The sequence below is a fragment of the Kitasatospora sp. NPDC058965 genome (assembly GCF_042741245.1).
Classification (GTDB): Bacteria; Actinomycetota; Actinomycetes; order Streptomycetales; family Streptomycetaceae; genus Kitasatospora.
The window spans coordinates 1-1,544 of sequence record NZ_JBHYKG010000591.1; the positions used below are offsets into that span (position 1 = coordinate 1).

Below are 1,544 nucleotides of genomic sequence, written 5' to 3' on the forward strand. Positions count from 1 at the left end.
GTCCGGGGAGATCCCGATCACGTCGTACCCGGCCCCGGCGAAGACCGCCAGGTTGTCCGTGAAGTCGCAGGCCTGCTGCTGCTAGGCGCCGATCTTGAGGTCCCGCAGCAGCTTGGCGACGTGCCCGGTGGCCTTGACGTTGTACAGGGCGTGCTCGACCTTGCCCTGCTCGTCCACGATCACGGTGGACCGGATCACCCCGGTGACCGTCTTGCCGTACATGGTCTTCTCGCCGAACGCCCCGTACGCGGTCAGCACCTCGCGCTCCGGGTCGGACAGCAGGGTGACCTTGAGGTCCTCGGCCTCGCGGAACTTGCCGAGCTTCTCGGGCTTGTCCGGGGAGATCCCGATCACGTCGTACCCGGCCCCGGCGAAGACCGCCAGGTTGTCCGTGAAGTCGCAGGCCTGCTTGGTGCACCCGGGGGTCAGCGCGGCCGGGTAGAAGTAGACGATCACCTTCCGGCCCAGGTGCTCGGCCAGGGAGACCTGCTTCCCGTCGGCGTCGGACAGCGAGAAGGCGGGTGCGGTGTCCCCCGCCTGGAGTCGCTCAGTCACGTTCGATTCTCTCCTCGTACGGGCCGGGTGGTCGTGCCACCGGCAAACCTACCCCTGTTGGTGGGTGGGACTGCGCGTGCGCGCGGGGGAGCTGACAGACTGAGAGTCAGCAGACCGTGACGTCAGTTGAGTGAGGTGGCCCGGGTGGGCAAGGGGAAGACGAAGGACAGCCCGCGCGACGATGCGGGGCGCACCACGGCCGAGATCGAGGCGAACATCGAGCGGACCCGGTCGCAGCTGGCCGACACGCTGGACGAGCTGGCGATGCGGGTGCACCCGAGCACGGTGGCCGCGCAGGTGCGGGCCAAGGCGCTGGGGGCGGTGGAGGAGAAGCTCGGGCGGCTGTACGTGAGCGCCAGCCGGGGGGTCGAGCAGGTGAAGGCCCAGTTCGTGGACGAGCAGGGCAAGCCGCGGCCGGAGCGGGTCGTGCCGGCGGTGCTGGTGGGCGGTGGCGTGCTGCTGCTGCTCGCGTCGGCCCGCAAGCGACGCCGCGACTGACCGTGTCCGGTCGGGGCGGGCCCGCGGCGCGGCGGCGGGCGGCGCCAGGTACGGTCTGGGCGTGAGCGTGAACGACGACGAGAAGCTGAACCAGGACCGGTCCGAGCACGGCCGGCACGACCGCCTGGGTGAGAAGCTGCCCATCCGGATGCTGCACGACCGCGTCCTGGTCCGCCCCGAGGGCGGTGAGGGCGAGCGACGCTCCACCGGCGGGATCCTGATCCCGGCGACGGCCGAGATCTCCAAGCGGTGCACCTGGGCCGAGGCGGTGGCCGTCGGCCAGAGCGTGCGCTCGGTGGAGCCGGGGGACCGGGTGCTGTACGACCCCGAGGACAAGCTGGAGGTCGAGGTGCGCGGCGCGACCTACGTGCTGCTGCGCGAGCGCGACCTGCACGCGGTGGCCGCCGAGCGGCTGAAGGACGCGGACGGGTCGACGGGTCTGTACCTGTAGGACCGGCCGGACGGACGAGGGCCCTGCCCCGGGTGCACCC

Annotated in this window: 3 protein-coding genes; 2 read left to right on the top strand and 1 reads right to left on the bottom strand. The window is 71.5% G+C overall.

Going from position 1 to position 1,544, the window contains the following annotated elements; genetic code table 11:
- Positions 1 to 81: 81 nt before the first annotated feature.
- Positions 82 to 555: a thioredoxin-dependent thiol peroxidase gene (gene bcp, locus ACFW1A_RS40420; RefSeq protein WP_380418720.1), complete on the bottom strand. Its 474-nt coding sequence runs from the start codon at positions 553 to 555 to the stop codon at positions 82 to 84.
- A 144-nt stretch (positions 556 to 699) separates the two neighbouring features.
- Here bcp and ACFW1A_RS40425 point away from each other — a divergent pair, with 144 nt between their 5' ends.
- Positions 700 to 1,053: a DUF3618 domain-containing protein gene (locus tag ACFW1A_RS40425; RefSeq protein WP_380418722.1), complete on the top strand. Its 354-nt coding sequence runs from the start codon at positions 700 to 702 to the stop codon at positions 1,051 to 1,053.
- Between the two features lie 148 nt (positions 1,054 to 1,201).
- Entirely contained in the window at positions 1,202 to 1,504 is a 303-nt protein-coding gene (locus tag ACFW1A_RS40430; RefSeq protein WP_380418724.1) for a GroES family chaperonin, read from the top strand.
- Positions 1,505 to 1,544 lie beyond the last annotated feature (40 nt).